The sequence below is a fragment of the Eubacterium sp. MSJ-33 genome, assembly GCF_022174665.1.
GTDB lineage: Bacteria > Bacillota > Clostridia > Lachnospirales > Lachnospiraceae > Coprococcus_C.
This window is the reverse complement of record NZ_CP076562.1, coordinates 814,932-837,893: the sequence shown is the minus strand read 5'-3', so window position 1 is coordinate 837,893 and position 22,962 is coordinate 814,932. Positions and strand designations below refer to the sequence as shown.

General features: G+C 44.6%; 20 protein-coding genes. All 20 read left to right on the top strand.

Translation table 11 applies throughout. The features are described 5' to 3' along the window. Positions 1–24: 24 nt before the first annotated feature. The 20 genes from KP625_RS03815 to KP625_RS03720 all read left to right on the top strand — a co-directional run bounded on the left by KP625_RS03815 (position 25) and on the right by KP625_RS03720 (position 22,912). On the top strand, positions 25–1,179 hold the full coding sequence (locus KP625_RS03815; RefSeq protein ID WP_238299452.1) for a CobW family GTP-binding protein: 1,155 nt from the start codon (positions 25–27) through the stop codon (positions 1,177–1,179). A 112-nt stretch (positions 1,180–1,291) separates the two neighbouring features. After that, positions 1,292–2,254, top strand: a complete 963-nt coding sequence (locus KP625_RS03810; protein WP_177969492.1) for a TIGR03943 family putative permease subunit — start codon at positions 1,292–1,294, stop codon at positions 2,252–2,254. Positions 2,255–2,614: 360 nt separating this feature from the next. Then, on the top strand, positions 2,615–3,334 hold the full coding sequence (locus KP625_RS03805) for a metal ABC transporter ATP-binding protein (protein ID WP_238299451.1): 720 nt from the start codon (positions 2,615–2,617) through the stop codon (positions 3,332–3,334). 2 nt (positions 3,335–3,336) lie between these two features. Beyond that, the gene (locus KP625_RS03800) at positions 3,337–4,176 is read left to right on the top strand and encodes a metal ABC transporter permease (RefSeq protein ID WP_177969494.1); all 840 of its coding nucleotides are present in this window, start codon (positions 3,337–3,339) and stop codon (positions 4,174–4,176) included. A gap of 8 nt (positions 4,177–4,184) precedes the next feature. Beyond that, a complete protein-coding gene (locus KP625_RS03795) occupies positions 4,185–5,261 on the top strand; it encodes a metal ABC transporter substrate-binding protein (RefSeq protein WP_238299450.1) in 1,077 nt (358 codons plus the stop codon). Between the two features lie 111 nt (positions 5,262–5,372). Continuing rightward, a complete protein-coding gene (locus tag KP625_RS03790) occupies positions 5,373–6,968 on the top strand; it encodes a S1C family serine protease (RefSeq protein WP_238299449.1) in 1,596 nt (531 codons plus the stop codon). A gap of 195 nt (positions 6,969–7,163) precedes the next feature. Next, complete coding sequence (hrcA, locus tag KP625_RS03785; RefSeq protein WP_238299448.1) at positions 7,164–8,216, top strand: heat-inducible transcriptional repressor HrcA; 1,053 nt, start codon at positions 7,164–7,166, stop codon at positions 8,214–8,216. Continuing rightward, positions 8,206–8,859 (top strand): nucleotide exchange factor GrpE, encoded by a 654-nt coding sequence (grpE, locus tag KP625_RS03780; RefSeq protein WP_238299447.1) that lies wholly within the window; start codon positions 8,206–8,208, stop codon positions 8,857–8,859. The genes hrcA and grpE overlap by 11 nt, the downstream gene beginning before the upstream one ends. Before the next feature lie 59 nt (positions 8,860–8,918). Beyond that, a complete protein-coding gene (gene dnaK, locus KP625_RS03775; protein WP_021984331.1) occupies positions 8,919–10,763 on the top strand; it encodes a molecular chaperone DnaK in 1,845 nt (614 codons plus the stop codon). A gap of 59 nt (positions 10,764–10,822) precedes the next feature. Then, complete coding sequence (gene dnaJ, locus KP625_RS03770; protein ID WP_177969902.1) at positions 10,823–11,989, top strand: molecular chaperone DnaJ; 1,167 nt, start codon at positions 10,823–10,825, stop codon at positions 11,987–11,989. A gap of 10 nt (positions 11,990–11,999) precedes the next feature. Continuing rightward, entirely contained in the window at positions 12,000–13,007 is a 1,008-nt protein-coding gene (gene prmA / locus KP625_RS03765) for a 50S ribosomal protein L11 methyltransferase (protein ID WP_238299446.1), read from the top strand. Positions 13,008–13,137: 130 nt separating this feature from the next. Next, positions 13,138–13,902 (top strand): 16S rRNA (uracil(1498)-N(3))-methyltransferase, encoded by a 765-nt coding sequence (locus tag KP625_RS03760; protein WP_238299445.1) that lies wholly within the window; start codon positions 13,138–13,140, stop codon positions 13,900–13,902. A 2-nt stretch (positions 13,903–13,904) separates the two neighbouring features. Next, positions 13,905–15,050 (top strand): cysteine desulfurase family protein, encoded by a 1,146-nt coding sequence (locus KP625_RS03755; protein WP_177969905.1) that lies wholly within the window; start codon positions 13,905–13,907, stop codon positions 15,048–15,050. A 15-nt stretch (positions 15,051–15,065) separates the two neighbouring features. Then, on the top strand, positions 15,066–16,247 hold the full coding sequence (gene thiI, locus KP625_RS03750) for a tRNA uracil 4-sulfurtransferase ThiI (protein ID WP_238299444.1): 1,182 nt from the start codon (positions 15,066–15,068) through the stop codon (positions 16,245–16,247). Between the two features lie 59 nt (positions 16,248–16,306). After that, positions 16,307–17,203: a DMT family transporter gene (locus KP625_RS03745; protein ID WP_177971167.1), complete on the top strand. Its 897-nt coding sequence runs from the start codon at positions 16,307–16,309 to the stop codon at positions 17,201–17,203. 25 nt (positions 17,204–17,228) lie between these two features. Further along, positions 17,229–18,134: a radical SAM protein gene (locus tag KP625_RS03740; RefSeq protein WP_238299443.1), complete on the top strand. Its 906-nt coding sequence runs from the start codon at positions 17,229–17,231 to the stop codon at positions 18,132–18,134. Between the two features lie 13 nt (positions 18,135–18,147). After that, a complete protein-coding gene (locus KP625_RS03735) occupies positions 18,148–20,289 on the top strand; it encodes a Tex family protein (RefSeq protein WP_238299442.1) in 2,142 nt (713 codons plus the stop codon). A 161-nt stretch (positions 20,290–20,450) separates the two neighbouring features. Further along, a complete protein-coding gene (gene rpmB, locus KP625_RS03730; RefSeq protein WP_117780688.1) occupies positions 20,451–20,636 on the top strand; it encodes a 50S ribosomal protein L28 in 186 nt (61 codons plus the stop codon). Between the two features lie 205 nt (positions 20,637–20,841). Beyond that, positions 20,842–21,201 (top strand): Asp23/Gls24 family envelope stress response protein, encoded by a 360-nt coding sequence (locus tag KP625_RS03725; RefSeq protein WP_177970527.1) that lies wholly within the window; start codon positions 20,842–20,844, stop codon positions 21,199–21,201. A gap of 31 nt (positions 21,202–21,232) precedes the next feature. Then, positions 21,233–22,912, top strand: a complete 1,680-nt coding sequence (locus tag KP625_RS03720; RefSeq protein ID WP_238299441.1) for a DAK2 domain-containing protein — start codon at positions 21,233–21,235, stop codon at positions 22,910–22,912. The last annotated feature ends 50 nt before the right edge of the window (positions 22,913–22,962 follow it).

Below are 22,962 nucleotides of genomic sequence, written 5' to 3'. Positions count from 1 at the left end.
AATGTTTTTTAGGAGGCAATAGAGATGACAAAGATTGATATTCTTTCAGGATTTTTAGGTGCAGGTAAGACAACATTGATTAAGAAGCTGATTGCTGAGGCATATCAGGGCGAGAAGCTTGTATTGATTGAAAATGAGTTTGGTGAGATTGGTATTGATGGTGGATTCATGAAGGATGCAGGTGTGGAAGTCACAGAGATGAATTCCGGATGTATCTGCTGTTCCCTTGTCGGAGATTTTGGTACAGCGTTGAAGAAGGTAATCGTGGATTATGCACCGGACCGTGTAATTATTGAGCCATCCGGCGTTGGCAAGCTGTCAGATGTTATGAAGGCAGTTGAAGATGCAAAGCAGGATGCCGATGTTGTGATTAACAGTGCAACAACCGTTGTTGATGTGGCAAAGTGCAAGATGTATATGAAGAACTTCGGGGAGTTCTTTAACAATCAGGTGGAAAGTGCAGGGACCATCGTTCTTTCCCGTACACAGAATGTACCGGAGAAGAAGGTAAGCGATACCGTTGCCATGCTGCGTGAGCATAACAAGGATGCAGCCATCATCACAACTCCTTGGGATGACATCGACGGTAAGGTAATCTTAGATGCTATGGAGCATGCAAATACACTGGATAAGCTGATCAAAGAGGCAGTGGAGATTGCAAGAAAGCACGAGGAAGAGCATCATCACCATCATCATGACCACGATCACGAGCACGACCATGAGGAACATGAGCATCATCATGATCATGAGCACGACCATGAGGAGCATGAACACCATCATGAGCACGACCATGAGCATGAGGAGCACGAGCATCATCACGATCACGACCATCACGAGCATGGACCTGGTTGTACATGCGGATGCCACGATCATGACCACCATCATGATCATCATGCAGACGAGGTATTTACAAGCTGGGGTAAGGAGACTGCCAAGAAGTTTGCAGATGCCGATATGGAACAGATCCTGAAGACATTGGCTGACAATGCAGAGGAATATGGAATTATCCTCCGTGCAAAAGGAATCGTTCCGAATACAGATGGCGAGTGGATTCATTTTGATCTGACACCGGGCGAATATGAGATTCGTAAGGGCGCAGCCGATTATACAGGAAAGCTTTGCGTGATCGGAAGCAATCTGAAGGAAGACAAGCTGGCAGAGTTGTTCGGGGTTGCATAAACCAAAGCAACGGGTAGAAAATAATAGGCGGTTGAGAAGTGGTACGATCCGGTATGTGGGATCTGCCTCGCTTCCCGGCTGAAGGACAGATAGAGAAGAAAGGAAATAGAGTATGGGACCAACAAAGGAAGTAGAAGAGATTCCGGTATATATGTTCATGGGCTTTCTGGAGAGCGGAAAGACAACCTTTGCGAACGAAACTCTGATTGACCGTGGATTTACAGAAGGCGAACCGACCCTTCTGCTTGTCTGCGAAGAGGGAATTGAGGAGTATGACGAGGAGTATCTGAAAAGCCAGAATATTTTCGTGGAGTATCTGGAGGAATCCAATCTGAATACGGAATATCTGCTTGATCTGCAGGATAAGTATAAGCCGACCCGCGTGATGATCGAGTATAACGGTACATGGAAGATGGATAAGCTTTTTTCCATCCGCGTGCCAAAGGGCTGGACGATTGTACAGGTAATCACATTTGTCGATGCATCCACCTTTGATGTATATGTAGCAAATATGAAGGCAATGATGATGGAGCAGTTATCAAGCGCAGATATGATTATCTTCAACCGCTGCGATGAGAATACAAGGCGTGCGGAGTACCGCCGGAGTATCCGCGCGGTAAATCGTCGTGCACAGGTTATCTTCGAGAACAAGGATGGAGCTGCCGATGTCGGTGATGAGGAGTTGGATCTGCCATATGAGATTGATAAGCCAAGCATTACGCTTGAAGATGAAGATTACGGTATCTTCTATATTGATGCCTGCGACAATCCGGACAAATACGTCGGAAAGCAGATCACATTCAAGGCGATGGTACACAAGCCAAAGAGCTACAAGGCAAATGAATTCGTGCCGGGACGTTTTGCAATGACCTGCTGTGCTGAAGATGTTGCATTTATTGGTTTTAAGTGCTATTCCGATCTGACAAAGCATCTGAAGGACAGACAGTGGGTAACGGTTACGGGAACGATTGATAAAGAATTCTATCCGGAGTTTGAGGGTGAAGGACCTGTGATCCGCGCCACCAAGATCGAACCAGCCAAGCCAGCCGAAGAAGAACTTGTATATTTCAACTAATTAAGGAAAATTAGAACAAGAGGTTCGAAGAAAGAAAATAGAACAAATGAGAAATATCAGGAACATCCAATGACATATATTTCAATATTGCTTCATGATTATATACGATATGTTTGGAGCTTAGAAGTTCTTGATGCTCTGTCGAACATAAGCCATGTTTGAACACGATGTTCAAACAAGCCGCCACTGAGCCATGGATGGCGAATTGGCGGTGGTGGCGTATGATACAGATACGTAAATCAGAGCATATAGAACTTCTTAGCTTCAATACATTGTATATAACATGAAGCAATATTGAAATATATGTCGGGTATGTGCTGTATATTTCTCATTTGAGTAAAAAAGAAAGGAGGAACCGCGATGGTTCTATCATGTGAAGATGTATCCCTTGGATACGAAGGAAAACCGGTGGTTGAACATCTGAATTTCCGTATCGAGCAAGGAGATTATCTCTGCATCCTTGGAGAGAACGGTTCCGGAAAAAGTACTCTGATGAAAGCAATTCTGGGACTGAAAAATCCGATGCAGGGAAAGCTTGTCAGGGGTGAAGATTTGAAAGCTAATGAAATCGGATATCTGCCACAGCAGACTGTGACGCAACGCGATTTCCCTGCATCTGTGCAGGAAATTGTGTTGTCGGGTTTTTTGTCGAAGCGTGGCATGCGTCCGTTCTATAACAAAGAAGAACGCAAAATCGCACAGAAGAATATGGAGCGGCTGGAGATTCAGCCGTTTATGAAGAAGTGCTACCGTGACCTGTCCGGTGGACAGCAGCAGCGCGTATTGCTTGCACGTGCACTCTGTGCGACATCGAAGCTTCTGCTTCTTGATGAACCGGTGGCAGGATTGGATCCGCGTGTGACCGCCGAGATGTATGAACTGATTCAGAGGCTGAACCGGGAAGGAATCACGATAATAATGGTATCGCACGATACACAGGCAGCCGCACAATATGCGAATAAGGTGCTTCATGTGAGTGATACACCGGAGTTTTTTGATTCCAAGGAAGCGTATCTAAAAAGTGCAATTGGCAGACAGTATGCGGATTACGCAGTAACAAGAGAACAAGAAGGAGTATAGATATGTGGAATACATTAGTTGAATACCTGCAATATCCATTTGTCCAACGAATCTTAGCTGCCGGTGTGCTGGTTGCTTTTTGCGCATCTATGCTTGGTGTGACACTTGTGTTAAAGCGGTTTTCTTATATTGGAGACGGATTGTCACATGTGGCATTTGCGGCAATGGCGATTGCAATGGTGCTGCGGATGACAAACAATACACTGATTATATTGCCAATCACGGTCGTGGCGGCAATATTGATGTTAAAGACCGGGCAGAATGCAAAAATAAACGGTGATGCTGTGATTGCGATGCTTTCTGTCGGATCACTCGCGTTTGGATATCTGATCATGAACGTATCCGGGACATCCCAAAATGTATCCGGAGATGTATGCTCGACACTCTTTGGGGCAGCGTCGATACTTACATTATCGAATACGGATGTTTGGATCTGCCTGATTATGTCGCTGTTGGTGCTTGTGTTCTACATTTTGTATTATCACAAGATTTTCTCGGTGACTTTCGATGAGAATTTTGCGCGCGCAACCGGTATTCATACCGGCGCCTATAATGTGTTGATGGCGGTTGTCACAGCTGTAGTGATCGTAGTTGCGATGAACATCGTCGGATCCCTTCTTGTATCGGCGTTGATTATATTCCCGGCACTGTCTGCGATGCGTGTATTTAAGAATTATAAGAGTGTATTTATCTGTTCCGCCGTATATGGCGTTGTATCCTCATGCGCGGGAATTCTGATTTCCATTGCGGCATCGACACCGGTCAGTGCAACGATTGTAGCGATTGATATTGTGTTATTTGTGATTTTCAGTATCATCGGAATTGCGTTGCACAGAGAGTAGAGGTGACGATGTTGAAACACAGATATTTAAAATCAATCGGGATTGCCCTCATACTTTGCCTGACTTTGCTTTCCGGGTGTGCCAAGCCGGTGACAACGGAGGAGGGGGCCGAAAACGTGATTTTATGTACGACCTTTGCGGCATATGACTGGGTGCGGGAAATCCTTGGTGATACAGATGCATTTACATGCCGGATGCTGGTCGATAACGGTGTGGATTTACACAGTTATCAGCCGAGCGCACAGGATATCATGAAGATTGCGGATTGCCGGATGTTAGTCTATGTCGGCGGCGAGAGCGATACATGGGTGAGTGATGCGCTGGAGGAGTCCGGAAATGAAGATATCATTGCCATCAGTCTGTTAGATCTGGTTGGTGACCGTGCGTTAAATGAAGTAGAGTTAGAGGGTGTAGAAGAACACCATCATCACGATCATGGCGATGAAGACCATGATCATGATGACCACGGACATGAAGCAGAAACTATAGAGCATGCAGCAGAGAGTACAGATGGACAGAACATGGCAGAGGAAGACCATGGCAACCATTACGATGAGCATGTGTGGCTATCGTTGAAAAATGCGATTGTCTGTACAGAGACGTTGGCAGATACTATTACGAAACTGGATGTTGATAATTCAAAACAATATGCTGCAAATGCAAAAGCTTATACTGCAAAGCTCGAAGCGTTGGATGCAGACTATCAGACAATGCGGGATGCAGCCACACAGACGACAATTCTGGTCGGAGACCGTTTCCCGTTTCTGTATCTGGCAGAAGATTATGATATACATTATTTTGCAGCATATTCCGGTTGTTCTGCCGATGCCGAGGCAAGTGTGCATACTGTCACATATCTGGCAGAAAAATTGCGGGAATACAAATTGCCTGCCATCTATGTGGTGGACAATGGCACAGACAGTCTTGCCAATACGATTGCAGAGTCGGCGGATATGACGCCGGAGCTCCTGCATCTTTCGTCTATGCAGTCAGTAACAAAGGAAGACATACAAAAGGGATGCACATACCTATCTTATATGGAAGAAAATCTGCAGATGCTAAAGGACGGTCTGCAGGCGCCATAGATGAATTCACATTTTCTTGACATTTTCTTCAAAATTTAACCATAGCTTGGGGTTATGATTAAACCATAACAAAGATAAGTAACAAAACTTATATCGAATGGAGGAATTGATATGATGGATGAATTTGGAAATAACAGAGGAAATGAACATGCGGATGCACGGACTCCGGAAGAAACTGTACAGGAGAACGGAGATGGGAATACAGATAACTTAAAACGCAGTGAACAACACGCAGACGATTATACACATGCACAGCAGTATGGTAACACATATTACAGCGATATGCGTACACAGGAATACATGCAGGCGATGGCAGAACGCGCCCAGCAGATGAGCCAGGGTACAGAACACTACTACAATAATAATTACCAGCCTAATCAGAATGCATATGGATATGGACAGAATAATTATTATGGAAATGCATATCAAAATGCGAATCCGGAACAGCAAAAGATAAAGGTGAAGAAAGCAAAGAAGCAGAGAGTCAAAAAGACGAAGACACCTCACAACAAGCATACATTCTGGAAGAAGGGCGTGGCAGTTGTCGCAAGTGCAGTCGTCTTCGGCGGCGTAGCCGGTGGCGCATTCTATGGGATTGCAGGACAACAGATCAAGAAGCTGGATGCACTTACTAACACGACAACAGAAGTCGCTTCAACCACATCCGCACCGACAACAGAGTCTCTGAGCCTGACATCGACAGCTTCCGTTGGAAATGGTATGGATGTCTCCACAATCGCTGAAAATGTTATGCCGAGCGTTGTTGCAATTAATATTTCGGCAATTGTAGAGCAGCAGGGTATGTTTGGCTATACACAGCAGTATGAGGCGGAAGGCTCCGGTTCCGGTATTATCATCGGAGAGAATGACAGTGAGCTTTTGATGGTAACAAACAACCATGTTGTCAGTGATGCTACAACCGTAAATGTAACGTTTGCAGATGGTGAGAGCTACGAGGCACAGGTAAAGAGTACCGATAGCGACACGGATCTTGCAATCGTTGTTGTAAAACTCAGTGATATAAAGGAATCCACGATGAATCAGATAAAAATTGCTACCATCGGTGATTCAGATTCATTGAAGGTGGGCGAGCAGGTTGTAGCTATCGGTAATGCACTTGGCTATGGACAGTCCGTTACAACCGGTATTGTCAGCGCAAAGGATCGTACAAACAGCACGAATACAACACCGCTGATTCAGACCGATGCAGCCATTAACCCGGGTAACAGTGGCGGCGCACTTCTGAATATGAAGGGCGAAGTCATTGGAATTAACTCTTCGAAGTATTCTGATACAACCGTTGAAGGCATGGGATATGCAATTCCGATTACGGCCGTACAAGATCGTCTGGATGATCTGATGAATCGTCAGACACGTGAGAAGGTTTCCGAGGAAGAGAAGGGCTATCTCGGTATCTCATGCCAGACAGTATCTTCGGATGTATCTGAAGCATACGGAATACCGGCAGGCGTGCTTGTCGCTGAAGTACAGAGCGGCAGTGCTGCAGAGAAAGCCGGAATTAAGAAGAATTACGTAATTACAAAGATCGATGGACAGTCTATCAGCAGCGCAGAGGAACTTACAGAAAAACTCAATTATTATAAATCCGGTGAGACAGTTCCGGTTACGTATGAGTATATGAAGAATAATGAATATACAGAGAAGACAGTGGATGTCACTTTGATGGATAATCCAAACAATAAATAAATCATTCGTGATTTTACTTCCCAAAGAGTGCGGTTTTCCGCACTCTTTTATTATGGAAGAAAATACACAATTTTTTCACAAAAATATGATATTTTTCCTTGACAATTACTATATGTAGTGGTAGTCTACCAATAAGGTTAGCACTCGATAGAAATGAGTGCTAATAAATAAACAAGTTTTCAAAGAGGTGATAAGATGGAATTAGATGAGCGTAAGGTGAAAATCCTGAAAGCCATTATTTCCAATTACCTGGAGACTGGGGAACCGGTAGGTTCCAGAACAATCTCAAAGTACACCGATCTGAATTTAAGTTCCGCAACAATCCGGAACGAGATGGCAGATCTGGAGGAAATGGGATACATTATTCAGCCGCATACATCGGCAGGACGAATCCCGACAGATGCCGGATATCGGTTCTATGTTGATCAGCTGATGGATGAGAAGGAAGAATTTGCAGAGGTTGCAAAGCAGGAGCGTGACACACTGTTAGAGCGGGTGGACCGCATGGAGGTGCTCTTGAAGCAGGTTGCGAAGGTACTGGCGTACAATACCAATTATGCAACGATGGTTACGGCACCGAATTACGAGAAGACAGTCAAGTTTATCCAGCTTTCTCTTGTAGATGATAAGACACTTCTGGCAGTCATTGTGGTTGAGGGTAACATTATTAAGAATCAGATGATTCACATCAATGTAGACCTTGATAATGAAGATGTTCTGAAATTTAATATCTTATTGAATACCTTCTTACAAGGTGCAAGCTTAGAGGACATCAATCTGGAGATGATCCAGGCGATGAAGAAGCAGTCCGGAGGGTACGGTGAGATATTAGACCAGATCTTCCAGGGGATTGTGGAAGCAATACATGAGGCACAGGAACTTGAGGTTTATACCAGCGGTGCAACGAATATTCTGAAGTATCCGGAGCTTGGAGATATATCCAAGACGAGTGAATTGCTTGAGAAACTCGAGGATAAGAACGAAGTATCCCATTTGCTGGAAGAGACAACCGGAAAGACGAACGAATCCGGAATTCAGGTATATATTGGAGATGAGACACCAAGCCTGAAAGATTGCTCTCTTGTTACAGCGACCTACCAGATGCCGGAAGGCGCAAAGGGAACAATTGGAATATTGGGACCGAAGAGAATGGATTATAAGAAGGTTGTCAGTACACTGAAGAATCTGACAATCGAACTCGATGAGATATTCAAGAAAGGCGAAGGGGTGAATGAGAATGGCCAATAAGACAAATGTAAATGCAAATAAAGAAGCGGAGACAGTCGAAGAAGTTAAGGCTGTGGATGATGCTCCGGTAACAGAAGGAACCGACGTGCAGGTGAACGAGGAAGAAACTGTTCCGGCAGACAATAAGGAAGAAGCGGAGGCAGCAAAGCCAAAGCCGGTTTCAAAAGGAAACCGCAGAGGCAGCAAGGCTCTTCAGCTCGAGCTGGAGAAGGCAAAGGAGCTGGCAGCCGGCAACGAAGAGAAATATAAGCGCCTGCTGGCAGAGTTCGAGAACATGCGTCAGCGAAACGAGAAGGAATCCAAAAAAATGTACGACATCGGAGCAAAGGAAGTTTTAGAGAAGTTGCTTCCGGTTGTAGATAATTTGGAACGTGCCCTTTCTAGTATTCCGGAAGAGGATATGGACCGGGCATTTGAACAGGGCGTCGATAAGATCTATCGGCAGCTCATGGTATCACTTGAGAGTCTTGGCGTAAAGCCGATGGATGCAGAAGGTAAAACATTTGATCCGGATTACCACAATGCGGTAACACATGTGGAGGATGAGAATTTCGGAGAGAACGTTGTAGCCGAAGAGATGCAGAAGGGCTATATGTACAAAGATCAGGTGTTGCGATACAGCATGGTAAAGGTTGCAAATTAACCTTTTACAATAAATCAATTAGTATATTTTAAAAGATAATAATTAGGAGGAAAAATATTATGGGTAAGATTATTGGTATTGACTTAGGTACAACAAATTCATGTGTAGCAGTTATGGAAGGTGGTAAGCCGGTTGTTATCACAAATGCAGAAGGCTCAAGAACAACACCATCTGTTGTTGCATTTACAAAGACCGGAGAGCGTGTCGTTGGTGATGCAGCAAAGCGTCAGGCAGTTACAAACGCAGATAAGACAATCGCTTCCATCAAGAGACATATGGGCAGCGATTACAAGGTAGACATCGATGGTAAGAAGTATTCTCCACAGGAGATTTCAGCTATGATCCTTTCTAAGCTGAAGAGAGATGCCGAGAGTTATATCGGTGAGCCGGTTACAGAAGCAGTTATCACAGTTCCTGCATACTTCACAGATGCACAGAGACAGGCAACAAAGGATGCAGGTAAGATCGCAGGTCTTGATGTAAAGCGTATCATCAACGAGCCTACAGCAGCAGCTCTTTCTTATGGTCTGGATAACGAAGAAGAGCAGAAGATCATGGTATACGACCTTGGTGGTGGTACATTCGATGTATCTATCATTGAGATTGGTGACGGTGTCATCGAGGTTCTTGCGACAGCCGGTGATAACAAGCTTGGTGGTGATGATTTCGATAATGCAATTACACAGTATATGCTCGAAGAGTTCAAGAAGGCTGAGGGCGTAGACCTTTCAACAGATAAGATGGCTATGCAGAGATTGAAGGAAGCAGCAGAGAAGGCAAAGAAAGAGCTTTCATCCGCTACAACAACAAACATTAACCTTCCATTCATCACAGCTACTCAGGACGGTCCAAAGCACTTTGATATGGATCTGACACGTGCAAAGTTTGATGAACTGACAGCACATCTGGTAGATAAGACAAGAGTTCCTGTACAGACAGCATTGAAGGATGCAGATCTGACAGCAGCAGAGCTTGATAAGGTACTTCTGGTCGGTGGTTCTACACGTATCATCGCTGTTCAGGATATGGTTAAGAAGCTGACAGGCAAGGATCCATTCAAGGGTATCAACCCGGATGAGTGTGTTGCAATCGGTGCTTCTATTCAGGGTGGTAAGCTTGCAGGTGATGCAGGTGCCGGCGAAATCCTTCTGCTGGATGTTACACCACTTACACTTTCTATCGAGACAATGGGTGGTATCGCTACACACCTGATCGAGAGAAACACAACGATTCCTACAAACAAGAGCCAGATTTTCTCAACAGCCCAGGATAATCAGGATGCCGTTGATATCAACATCGTACAGGGTGAGCGTGAGTTCGCAAGAGATAACAAGAGTCTTGGACGTTTCAGACTGGATGGTATCGCTCCTGCAAGACGTGGTGTTCCACAGATCGAGGTTACATTCGATATCGATGCAAACGGTATTGTAAACGTATCTGCAAAGGATCTTGGAACAGGTCGTGAGCAGCATATCACAATCACATCCGGAACATCCCTTTCCGATGAGGATATCGATAGAGCAGTGAAGGAAGCTGCTGAGTACGAGGCACAGGATAAGAAGCGTAAGGAAGCAATCGAAGTACGTAACGATGCAGATGCTATGGTATTCCAGACAGAGAGAGCACTTTCCGATGTAGGAGATAAGCTTTCTGCAACAGATAAGACAAAGGTAGAGGCTGATCTGAAGGCTTTGAAGGATATCATCGAGAGCACAGATCCGGATGCCATGACAGACTACGATGTAGAGAAGATCAAGGCTGGTAAGGAAACATTGATGAACAGCGCACAGGAATTGTTCTCAAAGCTCTATGAGCAGAACGGTCCTGGTGCAAACGCTGGTACAGGCACAGGCACACCAGATTATTCAGACGATGTAGTGGATGGAGACTACAAGGAAGTCTAAGCGTTAAGACGGGGAGCAAGTTGATAAAAGCAGATTACGAATAATAAGGGTGAGTGCAGATGTCTGATAAAAGAGATTATTATGAAGTCCTCGGAGTCACGAAAGGTGTCTCCGAGGCGGATTTGAAAAAAGCTTACCGTAAGGTAGCGAAAAAATATCACCCGGACACAAACCCGGGAGACAAAGAAGCAGAAGAAAAGTTCAAAGAGGCTGCAGAGGCATATGCTGTACTGTCCGATCCTGAGAAGCGTGCAAAGTATGACCAGTATGGTCATGCTGCATTCGAGCAGGGCGGTGGTCCGGGCGGCTTCGGTGGATTTGACTTCTCAGATATGGGAGATATCTTCGGAGATATCTTCGGAGATATGTTCGGTGGCGGCAGCCGTCAGAGACAGTCCAATGGTCCGGTTAAGGGTGCGAATATTAAGACAACCGTACGTGTAAGTTTTACAGATGCTGTATTTGGTACACAGACAGAGCTGGAGCTTCCGTTGAAAGATGAGTGTACGGTCTGTCATGGTACAGGAGCGCAGCCGGGACATCAGCCGGAGACTTGTAGCAAATGTGCCGGAAAAGGTCAGGTTGTCTATACCCAGCAGTCATTGTTCGGTATGGCAAGAACTGTATCCGCATGTCCGGATTGTGGTGGATCAGGAAAGATTATCAAGTACAAGTGCAGCAATTGTGCAGGTTCTGGTTATGTAAAGAGTAAGAAGAAGATTCAGGTTGCCATTCCGGCAGGTATTGACAATGGTCAGAGTATCCGTATTCGTGCAAAGGGCGAGCCGGGTATCAACGGCGGTGAACGTGGTGACCTGCTTGTAACCGTGCTTGTTGATCGGGATCCTAGATTCCAGAGACAGGAGTATGATCTTTATTCTTCTGAGCCGATTACATTTACACAGGCAGCGCTTGGTGGCAAGATCACCGTTACAACAATTGACGGTCCTTATGAATTGGAGATTAAGCCGGGTACGCAGACAGATACAAAGGTAAAACTGAAGGGCAAGGGTGTTCCGACACTTCGTAACAAGACAGTACGTGGTGATCACTACATCACTCTGGTTGTTCAGGTACCGGATAAGCTGACAGAAGAACAGAAATCGATCTTGAACCAGTATGCCAATACAACGGTGAATGCACGTTCTTCTACGGATGCGGCATCTTCCGGTTCTTCGATTTTTGGTGATCATAAGAGAAAGAAAGGGTTCAAAAAAGGATTATAGGTAAGGTAAAATGATGTGGACAAAACTGACCATCGATACAACGGTGGAAGCTGTTGATCTCATCTCTGCATTTTTAGATGAAAAGGGTGTGGAAGGTGTGATGATAGAAGATCATGTGCCACTTACCGAGGAAGATAAGGCTGCTATGTATGTGGATATTCCGCTTGTTGATGGCGTGGATGATGGAACTGCAAAGGTTTCCTGCTACATAGACGACTCTTTCAATATAGAAACGTTAAGGGCGGATATAGCTGCAGAGCTTACCCGCCTTGAAACGTTTATACCGGTAGGCAGCAAGAACATAACACTTTCGAATACAGAGGACAAAGACTGGATGAACAACTGGAAGCAGTTTTTCCATCCAATCCGTCTCTACGATGATATTGTAATTAAACCGACATGGGAGACAGTCGAAGATGCGAAACCGGATGATATTGTGATTGAGATCGATCCCGGGATTGCATTTGGAACAGGTTCCCATGAGACAACGAAACTCTGTATCGGACAGATAAAGAAATACTTAAAGCCGGGCGATACGGTGTTTGATGTCGGCTGTGGCAGCGGGATCTTATCCATGATTGCGTCAAGACTTGGTGCAGGCTTTGTACATGGCATGGATATTGATGAGCTTGCTGTACGGGCGAGTGAAGAAAATGCGAAGCTCAATCATATGGGTGAGGATAAGATTAAGTTCTCCTGTGGAAATCTGCTTGCAGATAATTATATTGGCAAGGGAACGACATTCCAGCTTGATCGTTCGACGATTAAGGAAACACAGCATCTGGATGCAGACAGACAGTATGATATTGTTGTTGCCAATATTCTGGCAGATGTAATCGTACCACTCTCAGCAGTGATTGGGTCATATTTAAAGGATGATGGATATTTCATTACATCCGGGATTTTGGATGTGAAGGAAAAAGATGTCACAGATGCAATGATTGCAAATGGCTTCGAAGTTATCGATGTCGTGCATATGAACGATTGGGTATCTGTGATTGGAAAAAAAAGAATATGAAATAATAAAATCGGGTATGTAACGTACTCGATTTTTTTATATGCAGGATTATTTCAAAAAATATCTTTCAAAACCTTACTAGATGCGGTATGATAGGGAACGTGCAGAAATATAGGAGGTACATTTCAGTATGCCGAGATTTTATGTGGAAGATTGTCAGGATGCGCAGACCGGCATAACCATTACCGGCGAAGATGTGAATCATATAAAAAATGTTCTTCGTTTGTCGATGGGAGATGCAATCACGATATGTGATGGCGCAGGCAAAGAATATGAATGTGAGATTGCGGAGATATCGAAAGAATATGTCTATGCAACGATTGTGGATATCAATCAGAATGCGGCAGAACTTCCGTGTAAGATCACGCTGTTTCAGGGAATGCCAAAGTCTGATAAGATGGAATTTATCATTCAGAAGGCAGTGGAACTTGGAGCAGCACAGATTGTTCCGGTGATGATGAAACGAACGGTTGTGAAGCTGGAAGATAAGAAAAAGGATAAGAAACGGGAACGTTATCAGATGATCGCGGAATCAGCCGCGAAGCAGTCTGGACGCGGGATTATACCCGAGGTGGCTGGATTTATGACCTTTCGGGAAGCACTGCAGTACGCGGAAAGTTTTGATTTTCTGCTTGTGCCATATGAGAGTGCAGATGGAATTGCCTATGCACAGGAGATGGTTACGCAGGCTGCAAATCTTGCAGACGGAGCGTCAATCGGGATATTTATCGGACCGGAAGGTGGATTTGCCAAGGAAGAAATTGATGCGGCAAAAGACGCCGGCGCGAAGATCATCACACTTGGAAATCGTATTTTACGAACAGAGACAGCAGGGCTTGCTGTTTTGTCGATTTTAATGTTTCAGATGGAAAGTAGAATGGATAGAAGGAAATAAGAATGGAATGCTATTTTGATAATGCAGCGACAACGGCTGTATTTCCGGAGGTAAAAGAACGGATGATGACGCTGTTGGATGTGGATTATGGAAATCCGTCATCGCAGCATAAGAAAGGATTAACAGCGAAGGATTATGAGCGTACTGCGACAGAACAGGTGGCAAGGACGCTCAAATGTATGCCGAAAGAAATCGTATTTACATCGGGTGGTACAGAGGCAAATAACCTTGCTCTGATCGGTGCGGCACTGGCGCATCGCCGGGCAGGAAAACATATTATTACTACGCCGATCGAGCATGCGTCTGTACTTTCTACGGTGGATTTTTTGCAGAAGGAAGGCTTTGAAATCAGTTTTCTTACGGTTGGTTCCGACGGTAAAGTGGACTTGGAAAGTCTGGCAAAGCTTTTGCGTGAAGATACGATACTTGTCAGTTGCATGTATGTAAATAATGAGATTGGAACAATTCAGCCAATCGAGCAATTGGTGAAGATGGTGAAGGCGAACAATTCACAGACGTTGGTGCATGTAGATGCTGTGCAGGCATATGGAAAGTTAAAATTCTCTCCGAAGCAGTTAGGTGTGGATCTGCTTTCTGTAAGTGGACATAAGATACATGGTCCAAAAGGAAGCGGGGCATTATATATCAAGGATAAGACATTGATTCGTCCAATCATCTATGGTGGTGGACAGCAGAATTTTATGCGTTCGGGCACAGAGAATCTGCCGGGAATTGCAGGGATGGGGCTTGCGGCAGAGTTGATCTATACGGATCATGAGGCGAAGATGCAGCATGTACGAGAGGTAAGGGATTACCTTGTGTCGGAAGTAACGAAGATCGAGGGGGTGTATGACCATTCCGGTGAGGCACCGCATATCGCAAGTATCAGTTTTGAAGGGGTGCGTGCGGCAGTGCTGATGCGTGCGATCGGAGATAAGGGAATCTATGTATCCGCGGGGTCTGCCTGTTCTTCGAATAAGCCGCAGGTGAGTCATGTATTAACAGCAATCGGTCTGTCACAGGAACAGCTAGAATCAACACTCCGATTTAGCTTTTGTGAGTGGAATACAAAAGAAGAGGTTGATTATTGTATCGGTGTATTGAAAGAAACATTGCCGATGCTTCGAAGATACACAAGGAAAAAATAAGAAATGAGGATGAGTATGCAGTATAAAATGTTTTTGATTAAATATGCGGAGATCGGTACGAAGGGAAAGAACCGTTACGTATTCGAGGAAATTATGTGTAAGCGTATGCGTGCACGTTTAAAGCCGCTCGGTAAATTCGAGGTGCGGCGGGAATATGGACGTATTTTCGTGGAAGCATTTTCAGACTATGATTATGATGATGTGATGAAGGTGCTTACAACGATCTTCGGTATCGTAGGTGTCTGCCCGGTCAAGGTTGTGGAGGAGTTAAACTATGAAGCAATCTCAGAGGCAGTCGTTGCACATGTGGCGGAAGAATATAATGACAAGCATTTTACATTCAAGGTAAATGCAAGAAGAAATAATAAGACATTTCCAAAGACTTCGATGGAGTTAAACTGTGATCTGGGTGCAGATTTATTAAATGCGTATCCGGATATGACGGTCGATATTCATAAGCCGGATGTATTTATCAATGTGGAAGTACGGAATGTCACATATATTTATTCCCAGATTATTCCGGGACCGGGCGGACTTCCGGTCGGCACGAACGGAAAGGGCATGACGCTTTTGTCAGGAGGTATCGACAGTCCGGTTGCGGCATATATGATTGCCAAACGAGGTGTGGAAATCGAGGCAGTGTATTTCCATGCGCCACCATTTACAAGTGAACAGGCACGTACAAAGGTTATCGACCTTGCAAAGATTGTGTCAAAATATTCAGGGGTAATCAAACTACATGTTGTGCCGTTTACAGATGTACAGCTTGCTATCTATGATAATTGCCCGCATGATGAGCTGACAATCATCATGAAGCGGATTATGTATCAGATCGCACAGGAGATTGCATTAAAAGAAGACTGTCAGTGCCTGATCACCGGAGAGAGTATCGGTCAGGTATCGAGCCAGACAACACAGAGTCTGCTCGTCATTGACAGTGCAATCGATAAGCTTCCGGTATTCCGTCCATGTATCGGTATGGATAAGCAGGAGATTATTGATATCTCGGAGAAAATCGGAACCTACGAGACGTCAATCCTTCCGTATGAGGATTGTTGTACAACGTTTGTGGCACAGCATCCAGTTACAAAGCCGAAGATGGAGCAGATTTTAGAGTCTGAGAAGGCACTTCAAGGCAAAGTAGAGGCTTTGATCGCAAAGGCAATTGAGGATGTTGAGATTGTATATTGTCGTTAATAACTATATTTGATGGTAGATAAATACATGTTGGATGAGTGAGACAGGAAGTGAGATGCGTGGAAAAGAGTAAAAAGGGAATCGTATGCATTTTGTTATCTGCATTTTGTTTTTCTCTTATGAGTTTATTTATCCGGTTGGCCGGAGATGTGCCGACGATGCAGAAATGTTTCTTTCGGAATCTGGTTGCCATGCTGATTGCAATTACAGCATTGGTAAGGGCACATCAGCCGTTTCGAATCGGGAAGGGAAATCTAAAGTATCTGTTTTGCCGTGCTATTGGAGGTACCTGCGGATTAATCTGCAACTTTTATGCGGTCGATCATATTTCTATCTCGGATGCTTCCATGCTCAATAAACTATCACCGTTTTTTGCCATCATTTGCTCGTTCTTTGTTTTGAAGGAGGTCGCAAGTAAGCTGGACTGGGTGACAGTGGCAGCCGCATTTGTTGGAATGCTGCTTGTCGTGAAGCCGACGATGAGCATGGAGGTTATGCCGGCACTTGTTGGTGCGCTCGGTGGATTTGGTGCCGGTTTTGCGTATACATTTGTCCGAAAACTGGGACAGCGCGGAGAAAACAGCATGATTATTGTATTATTTTTCTCTGCCTTTTCCTGTTTGGTGACATTGCCGTTTTTTGTGTTTCAGTATCAGCCGATGAGCGGTCTTCAATGGCTGTTTCTGATTTGTACAGGAATTTCAGCGGCTGGAGGTCAGATATTTATCACGAAGGCGTATTCGTATGCGCCGGCAAAGGAAATATCGGTGTATGATTTCTCTATCGTGCTTTTTACGGCATTGTGGGGATTCCTGTTTTTAGACCAGATCCCGGATTATCTGAGTGTGATTGGATATGTGGTAATCATTGGAGCATCTGTGGTGAAGTGGTATATTACGATTGAACGACCGCGCAGACTGGAATTACACAGGGAACATGAGCTGAAGGGTAAATAATATAGATAACAGTCAGAGGAAGAATATGAAAAAAGATACAGGGAGTTTGGTCTGTACATTGTGCCCGCGGAATTGTAAGAAAAAACGTGTGGAAGGCGAGATTGGTGTCTGTGGAGAGACTGCAATATTGCGGATTGGAAGGGCGGCACTGCATATGTGGGAGGAACCGTGTATTTCCGGTGAGAAGGGGTCCGGTGCGGTATTTTTTACCGGATGTCCGCTTCATTGTGTGTATTGTCAGAATTATGCAATCTCAGACGGAGGTGCCGGAAGACGGATTACGGTGGAAGAACTGGTACAGATATTCTATGAATTGGAAGCGCAAGGCGCAGCGAATATCAATCTGGTGACAGCTGATCATTTTATCCCACAGGTGGCACAGGCAATCCGGCAGGCAAAGCAGTATGGATTTTCCTTGCCGTTTATCTATAATACGAGCGGTTATGTACAGGTGGAAGCCCTGCATATGTTAGAAGGACTGGTGGATGTTTATCTGCCGGATATGAAATATATGGATGCAGAGACAGCAATGAAGTATTCCCATGCACCGGATTATCCGGAGGTGGCGAAGTCTGCAATTGCGGAAATGGTACGCCAGTGTGGTAAAGTTGTTTTTGATGCCGAGAATGTGTATATTCGGCAGGGCGTGATTGTACGTCATATGTTACTGCCGGAGCATTTGTTAGAAGCAGAGAAGATCGTGCGGTATCTCTATGAGACATATGAAAATCAAATCTATATTAGTATGATGAGCCAGTACACACCAATTGGCGATATCGGGGTAAGGTTTCCGGAACTTGGAAACAGAGTTCGTCGGAAATCGTACCGCAGGCTGATTGATTATGCAGTGAACCTGGGTGTGGAACAGGCATTTTATCAGGAGGGAGAAGTGGCAAAAGAAAGCTTTATCCCAGAATTTTACAAAGAATAACAGGAGAGACAACATGGATATATTACAGATAATCGCAGATGAATTACAGATTAAGAAAGTACAGGTGGAAAAGTCGGTGGAACTTATCGACGAGGGTGCAACGATTCCGTTTATCGCAAGATACCGGAAGGAAGTGACAGGTTCCTTAAATGATGAGCAATTGCGAGCTTTATCTGAGCGACTGATTTATCTGCGAAACTTAGAGGAGAAGAAAACATCTGTGCTTGCAACGATTGAAGAACAGGGCAAGCTGACAGATGAATTGAGGAAACAAATCGGTGCGGCGATGACAATGGTAGCGCTTGAGGATTTATACCGTCCATACCGTCCGAAACGCCGGACAAGAGCAACGATTGCCAAGGAGAAGGGTCTGGAACCTCTTGCAGAGATTTTACGTGCACAGGAGACGACAAAGACAATCGAGGAAGAGGCAGCAGCTTTTGTCGATGCAGAAAAAGGCGTAGAAAGCGTGCAGGATGCAATCGACGGTGCAAAAGATATTCTTGCTGAGGTGTATGCGGATAATGCAGATTACCGGACGAAGCTTCGTGCGATGACGAAGGAGAGTGGAAGTCTCGTTGCAAAGGCGAAGGATGCGGATGCGGATTCTGTTTACGAGATGTATTATGATTTCTCAGAGCCAATCAAGAAGCTGGTTGGTCACAGAATCTTGGCAATCAACCGAGGAGAGACAGAGAAATTCTTGACCGTCAAGGTTGAAGCACCAAGACAGGAGATACTGCTTTGGCTTGTAAAGCAGATTATTGGAAATATGAAGCATGACAGTGCAAGTTATCTGTATGAGGCAATTACGGACAGCTATGATCGTTTGATCGCGCCTGCTATCGAGCGTGAGATACGAAATGAGCTGACAGAGAAGGCAGAAGAAGGTGCGATTAGCGTATTTGGCAAGAATCTGCATCAGCTTCTGATGCAGCCGCCAATCTCCGGTCAGGTTGTACTTGGCTGGGATCCCGGATTTGCACACGGAAGCAAACTTGCAGTTGTCGATGAGACCGGAAAAGTGCTTGATACTGTTATTATTTATCCGACAAAAGGACAGAGAAACTACGATGCGGCAAAACAGGTATTAAAGAATCTGATTGCAAAATACCATGTAACACTTATTTCGCTTGGAAATGGTACTGCCAGCCGGGAATCAGAGGCGATGATCGTCGAGCTGATGAAGGAACTGGATGTGGACTTAAAATATGTGATTACAGATGAAGCGGGTGCATCCATCTATTCAGCCAGCAAGGAAGCAACCGAAGAATTTCCGGATTTCGATGAGTGGCAGAGAAGTGCGGCAAGTATTGCAAGAAGAATTCAGGATCCTTTGGCAGAACTTGTGAAGATTGATCCGAAATCCATCGGTGTCGGACAGTACCAGCATGATATGAACCAGAAAAACCTTGGCAATGCGCTTAACACTGTTGTAGAAGATTGTGTAAACTCGGTCGGAATTGATTTGAATACGGCCAGCCCGGCACTGCTTTCGTATGTGTCCGGTATCAATAAGACTTTGGCAAAATCTATCGTGACATACCGGGAGGCAAACGGAAGTTTCAGAAACCGGAAAGACCTTCTGAAGGTTCCGAAGCTTGGACCGAAGGCATATGAACAGTGTGCCGGATTCCTACGGATTCATGGCGGAAGTGAGGCTCTTGATGCGACAAGTGTTCATCCGGAAAGCTATGAGGCGGCCAAGGCTTTGATGGAGAAGATCGGTGTATCCGAGGATGATATCAAGCATGGTGGAATGAAGGGGATCGGCAAGAAAACAAAGGATAAGAAGAAGCTTGCGGATGAGCTTGGTATTGGTGAACCGACGCTTGTCGATATCGTGAAGGAACTTGAAAAGCCCGGCAGAGATCCGCGAGAGGAGATGCCAAAGCCGATTCTTCGAAGCGATGTACTCGAGATGAAGGACTTAAAACCCGGCATGGAATTAAAGGGAACTGTTCGAAATGTCATTGATTTTGGAGCATTTGTTGACATCGGTGTGCATCAGGATGGTCTTGTGCATATCTCTCGGATGTCAGACAAATATATCAAACATCCGCTTGAAGTTGTATCCGTTGGAGATATTGTGGATGTGACGGTGCTGAGTGTCGATCTTGACAAACATCGAATCCAGTTATCTATGGTGAAATAGGACAGGAAAATCCGAATATAATAATTTTTTTCAAAAAAATTGAAAAATATAGAAATTTTTCTTGCATATTGAAAAGTTATTTGGTAAAATAGCCTATGTTGTGAGCCCGCAAAGAAGAAATATGCAGGTAGGGCTTAATATTTGTCAAGGAGGTGCTAACGGTGGCAAAGTGTAGTATTTGTGAAAAAGGAGCTCATTTCGGTAACAATGTGAGCCATTCTCATAGAAGATCAAACAGAATGTGGAAATCAAACATCAAGTCTGTGAAGGCAGTAGTTAACGGTACTCCTAAGAAGATTTATGTTTGCACACAGTGCTTGAAGTCTGGTAAGGTTGAGAGAGCCTAAGCAGATAGTAAAAAAACAGCATATTGATATGCTGTTTTTTTTATGTGTGTCAGTAAACGTGATTTTCTATATATTCCAACGACAAATATAAAAAAATGCATAGCAGGTAAAAGTTGCTAAATCCTGTTAAAAAGGGTATAATGCCATTATATGACTTTATATAGCCGGAGGCAGTCCGGCTTATCACGGAAACGGAGGTAAACGCATGAAGGGTTATTTATCGAATGAAAACGGTGAAATCATTATAGAGAATGAAGTAATTGCCCAGTACGCAGGACATGCTGCATTGGAGTGCTTCGGTATTGTTGGTATGGCAACCATCAGCATGAAGGATGGTATTGCAAAGCTGTTGAAGGGCGACAGTATCAGCAAGGGTGTCAATGTAGTGATCGGTGAGAATAATGAGTTATCTATTGATTTCCACATTATTGTGGCATATGGTGTCAGTATTTCAACAGTATGTGATAATCTGATTAGTACTGTACAGTATTCCATCGAAGAGATGACAGGTATGAAGGTGAAGGCAATCAACATTTATGTTGAGGGTGTTCGCGTGATAGATTAATAAACACGTATAAATCAGGAGGATAGACAAAGTGGCTACAAAGGTAATTGATGCCCAGTTGTTACAGAAAGCATTTATTGCTGGCGCATATAACTTAGAGAAAAATAAAGATTATATCAATGAATTGAACGTATTCCCGGTACCGGATGGTGATACCGGTTCCAATATGTCACTTACAATCATGGCAGCTGCCAGAGAGGTAAGTGCACTTGAAAATCCGTCTATGGATGAGCTTTCCAAGACAATTTCAAGCGGTTCCCTGCGGGGATCAAGAGGAAATTCAGGCGTTATCTTATCTCAGCTTCTGCGTGGTTTCTGTAAGGAAATCAAAGGCAAGAAGCAGATTACAGTATCAGTACTTTCTGAAGGATTTGTACGTGCTGTAGAGACCGCATATAAGGCAGTTATGAAGCCGAAGGAAGGAACAATCCTGACCGTGGCAAAGGGTGTTGCGGAGAAGGCGGTGGAGCTTTCTGAGATGGATATGGATTTTGAGACACTCGGACAGGAGATTCTTGACCATGGTAATGAAGTGTTAAAACAGACACCGGAGTTGCTGCCGGTATTAAAGGAAGCAGGCGTGGTTGATTCCGGCGGACAGGGCCTGATGGAGTTTTTAACAGGTGCGTATAATGGTCTGACAGGAAAAGAAGTGATCAATGAGCCTCTTACATCCGGTGGTGCAGCGAAGACGCAGACAATGTCTTCCGAAGAGATTGATACATCCCATATCAAATATGGTTATTGTACCGAATTTATCATTATGCTCGAAAAGGAATACAATGCAGAGATTGAAACAAAGTTCAAGGAGTTTTTGACTTCTATTGGTGATTCGCTCGTAGTTGTATCCGATGATGAGATTGTTAAGGTGCATGTGCATACGAACCATCCGGGACTTGCATTTGAGAAGGGACTGGAATATGGTTCACTTACGAGTATGAAGATAGACAATATGCGTGAGGAACACAAGGAGAAGGTCATCCACGAGCAGGATCGCAAGAAGGCAGCCGAGCAGGAAGCTGCACAGGAAGCAAAGAAGGAAGAACCGAAGAAACCATTTGGTTTTGTGGCAGTTTCTGTCGGAGAAGGTTTAAATGACATCTTTAAGGATCTCGGTGTTGATCATATCATCGAAGGTGGACAGACGATGAATCCAAGTACGGAGGATGTGTTAGATGCAATTTCCAAGGTAAATGCAGAAACCATATTTGTGTTCCCGAACAACAAGAATATTATCTTAGCAGCCAATCAGGCAGCTGAGATTGAAGAAGAGAAGAAGGTTATTGTCATTCCGACGAAGACGATCCCGCAGGGAATCAGTGCACTAATCTCCTTTGATGAGGGTGCAACTGCAGAGGCGAATCAGGCAGGTATGGAGGATGCAATCACGGCAGTGAAGAGCGGACAGGTTACTTATGCTGTGCGCGATACTTCCATCGATGGCAAGGAAATCAAGACCGGTGATTATATGGGTATTGATGATGCGGGTATCCAGGCGGTTGGACAGGATATCACGGAGGTGGTAAAGGATCTGATCGGTGCAATGGCAGATGAAGATTCCGAGCTTCTGAGCATCTACTACGGCAGTGATGTTGAAGAGGAAAAAGCAAATGCACTTGTAGAAGCCGTACAGGCAGCTTACCCTGATTTTGAAGTGGAAGCCCATGCGGGCGGACAGCCAATCTATTATTATATTTTGTCTTTGGAATAAGAGGGAAAATCCGAGATGTATCGAATCATGTAAACGATTCGGTACATCTT